The following is a 2,996-nucleotide window of genomic DNA, read 5'->3' as shown; positions in this document are numbered from 1 at the left end:
AGAACCCCTCGTCCGCGCGCGGATTGCACCGCGGACAGCGCCGGCGGCCTCACCTTCGACGTGCGCCTCGCGGATCCCGCTGCCAAGGGCGCGGACACCACGGGCGGTGCCGCCGGAACGGGAGCGGAGGGTGACGCCGCGATGCTGCTGCACCGGCGCGGCGGAGGCGGAGGGCCGGCGGACACGGTCCGGCTGCCGCTGGGCCCTGCCGGGACGGAGGGCACGCTGCGCGCCGTACTGCCCAGCATCATGTCCCTGCCCGAGGGGCGTTGGGACGCCTACCTCGTTCTCGGCGACGAAGAGCCGCGGCGGATGCTGCCCGGCGTCCACGATCTGCGTTCGCTCATCGACCGGGTGCCGCGCGTGGGACGCACCTGGCTGGGGGTCCGGATTCCCTACGCCACCAAGTTCGGCAATCTCACCGTCCGTTCATGGCTGCGCTGGCCGCACGCGGAAGCCGGTCGACTGCACGTCGCCGACGGCGCCATGGTCCTGCACGGCAGGCTCTACGGCGTATGCCTGGGGCCCACGGCACGACTCGAGGCGCACGCACGGGACGCCGCCCGCACACCTGTCGGCATGCAGGTGGTCCGGGGCGCCGACGCCCTCGGCGACGGCATGGAAGAGGGGGAAACCGCCTCCGAGTTCACCGCGACGCTGCCCTTCGCCGCGCTGCCGGCCACGCACCAGGTGTGGGACCTGTGGCTGCGCCCCGAGGAAGGCGCGGAGCCCGTCCGCGTCGCGCGGATACTCGACGATGTCCCGGACAAGCGGCGGATCTTCAGCTACCCCCCGCAACGCGTGTCCGACGTGGACGGCGACCGTGCGGTCAGGCCGTACTACACGCTCGACAACGACCTTTCCTTGCGGGTGAGTTGTCCCGAAGCGGTGTAGGAAGCGGAGGAGGGGTGACTCGGTGCCGTGGAGGTGCAATCACACATGGTTCCGATTCTGCTCGTACTGCTTCTGGCACTGATCCTCTTCGGCGCGGGCTTCGCGCTGAAGGCGCTTTGGTGGATCGCTGTCGCGGTCCTGGTCATCTGGCTACTCGGATTCCTGCTGCGCAGCACCAACGCAGGAGGAAGCAGGGCGCGCTGGTATCGCTGGTAGGCGAACCCCGAAGGATGCCGAGCCCTCGCGGACAGTAGCTGTCCGCGAGGGCTGGCAGACTCGGCGGCATGGTCGAGACCTCGGCACGGCTGCTGCGTCTGCTCTCACTGCTCCAAGCCCACCGTGAATGGTCCGGTGCCGAGCTGGCGGACCGGCTCGGCGTCACTTCACGCACCGTCCGCAGGGACATCGACCGGCTGCGCGGTCTCGGCTACCCGGTGCACTCCACCACCGGCACCGCAGGCGGCTACCAGCTCGGCGCGGGCGCCGAGCTTCCCCCTTTGCTCCTCGACGACGAGGAAGCCGTGGCCGTGGCGGTCGGCCTTCGCAACGCCGCGAGCGGCAGCGTGCAGGGCATCGAGGAATCGTCGGTGCGCGCGCTGGCCAAGCTCGAACAGGTGCTGCCGCACCGGCTGAGCCGCCGCGTGAGCGCCCTCAACGCTTATACGGTCCCGATGACGCGCGCCCACCGCGGACCGGCCGTCGAGGCTTCCACCATCACCGAACTCGCCCACGCCTGCCGCGATCACCAGCAGCTTCGCTTCGCGTACGAGTCGCACGAGGGCGCGGCCACCCGCCGCTCCGTCGAGCCTCACCGGCTGGTGAGCACGTACCGGCGCTGGTACCTCGTGGGCTGGGACGTGGACCGGGCGGACTGGCGTACGTTCCGCGTCGACCGCATCGCGCTCACCCCGCCGCACGGCCCCCGCTTCACCCCTCGCACACCGCCGGCGGAGGATCTGGCCGCGTGGGTTTCGGAGGGTGTGTCCGTCAGGGCGTACGCCGAACACGCCACCGTGCTGCTGCGGGTGCCGATGGAGAGTGCAGCCGAGGTGGTCTCGCTGTCCGCGGGCACCCTGGAGGCCGTTGACGAGCACAGCTGTCTGCTGCGCATCGGCGCCCCGACGCTCGACGTGCTCGTCGCCTACGTCCTGATGCTCGGCTTCGACTTCGAAGTGCGGGAGCCTCAGGCGCTGTTCGCGCAGGTCGAGGCGTTGCGGGACCGCTTGGGGCGGGCCATGGGCGGAAGTTGACCACTTCTCGGTTCCCGTCGGTCGCGTGACGGTAATAACACGAGCGCTCACGGGCCGCGACTTCCTTCGTCACGCTTCACCGAAACCACGGTTCTCCGTGCTGTGACTCAGGAAGAAGGCGGCCCGATCCAGGGTTTCCGGAGACCGCACGGAAGCGCAATGCAAGATGGCGGAACAAGGAATTCCGAGGCGTACGGCAATTTCTGACGGGGCGTCCGGTGACGCTTTCCGGGACTGGAATCCGGTTGCTGTTCGCAGTGGAATACGACTCGGAAGAGAAGCCCCGTACGAGTGACGCCCGGGTCGGCGAAGGAGACGAAGGGGCCTGTGACAAGAGTGTGACGAGCTGAAGATACGGCACTGACTTCCGGCGGTACGGTGGGCCTCATGGCACCGGAATCCGCAGCCCAGGACACCCCCCAGGACGAGCCCGAGAGCTACGTCGGGCTCTCCGCCGCCCAGGCCGAGGAGCGCGCGCACGCACGTGGCTGGACCACCGTGCGGTCGCTCCCACCGGACGCGATCATCACCATGGAGTATCTGACCGGGCGGCTGAACTTTGCCGTCGACAAGGACACGGGCACGGTCGTGCGCTGCTGGCCGGGCTGACGCCCGTTGCGGCAGTGAGCGCCCGCCCCGCGGGCTCATGCGTGTGGCCTTGGCACCCTCTTCGGATGCCAAGGCCACACGCATGTCGAGAGCGGGGGATCAGGCGGTGCGTACGTCTCCGTCTGCCCTCCGGCGGCTGGGCCCCTCCCGGCTCCGGGGGAGCCCGCTACTTCCCGCGCGGCCCCAGAGGGTCCTAAGCGAACCGTCGTAGAATGGTCGGTCCGGTACAGGCCGGTCGTCCGC

General features: G+C 69.8%; 4 protein-coding genes. All 4 read left to right on the top strand.

Annotated features, from left to right (window positions below; genetic code table 11):
- A partial coding sequence (locus H5J26_RS30020) for a hypothetical protein (protein WP_210771910.1) occupies positions 1–894 on the top strand: 894 nt, incomplete at its 5' end.
- A 45-nt stretch (positions 895–939) separates the two neighbouring features.
- Positions 940–1,110 carry a hydrophobic protein gene (locus H5J26_RS30015; protein WP_181769111.1) on the top strand — a complete coding sequence of 57 codons (171 nt, stop codon included), beginning with the start codon at positions 940–942 and terminating at the stop codon, positions 1,108–1,110.
- A gap of 68 nt (positions 1,111–1,178) precedes the next feature.
- Positions 1,179–2,144 carry a helix-turn-helix transcriptional regulator gene (locus tag H5J26_RS30010; RefSeq protein WP_181769110.1) on the top strand — a complete coding sequence of 322 codons (966 nt, stop codon included), beginning with the start codon at positions 1,179–1,181 and terminating at the stop codon, positions 2,142–2,144.
- Between the two features lie 387 nt (positions 2,145–2,531).
- Complete coding sequence (locus H5J26_RS30005) at positions 2,532–2,753, top strand: hypothetical protein (RefSeq protein WP_181769109.1); 222 nt, start codon at positions 2,532–2,534, stop codon at positions 2,751–2,753.
- The last annotated feature ends 243 nt before the right edge of the window (positions 2,754–2,996 follow it).

Source organism: Streptomyces albidus (ex Kaewkla and Franco 2022) (assembly GCF_013870515.1).
GTDB classification, from domain to species: Bacteria; Actinomycetota; Actinomycetes; order Streptomycetales; family Streptomycetaceae; genus Streptomyces; species Streptomyces albidus.
The sequence above is the reverse complement of the archived record's forward strand: the minus strand, read 5'-3'. Positions and strand labels throughout refer to the sequence as shown.

Excerpts from the sequence above, each read along its gene's own strand:
- H5J26_RS30005 (WP_181769109.1), top strand. The coding sequence starts at position 2,532 with ATGGCACCGGAATCCGCAGCCCAGGACACCCCCCAGGACGAGCCCGAG.
- H5J26_RS30015 (WP_181769111.1), top strand. The coding sequence starts at position 940 with ATGGTTCCGATTCTGCTCGTACTGCTTCTGGCACTGATCCTCTTCGGC.
- H5J26_RS30010 (WP_181769110.1), top strand. The coding sequence starts at position 1,179 with ATGGTCGAGACCTCGGCACGGCTGCTGCGTCTGCTCTCACTGCTCCAA.